Annotated in this window: 1 pseudogene; it reads right to left on the bottom strand. The window is 64.4% G+C overall.

Annotated features, from left to right (window positions below):
* Positions 1-225, bottom strand: a pseudogene (locus tag ACSC1Q_RS43315) (cytochrome P450); the annotation flags it as partial.

The following is a 225-nucleotide window of genomic DNA, read 5'->3' as shown; positions in this document are numbered from 1 at the left end:
CCCATCATGTCGCAGATGATCTTCAGGGGCAGCTTGGCGGCCACCTCGGTCACGAAGTCGCAGCCGGGCCCCTTCGCGATCAGGTCGTCCACGATCCGCACGGCCGCGGCGTCGACGTCGGCCTCGAACTGCTTGATCATCTTCGGCGTGAACGCCCGGGACACGATCCTGCGCAGCCTCGCGTGCCGGGGATCGTCCATATTGATCATCGAACCGAAGTACTCG

It is taken from the genome of Streptosporangium heterodermiicola, assembly GCF_051390675.1.
Classification (GTDB): domain Bacteria; phylum Actinomycetota; class Actinomycetes; order Streptosporangiales; family Streptosporangiaceae; genus Streptosporangium.
This window is presented reverse-complemented; position numbering and strand designations above follow the sequence as displayed.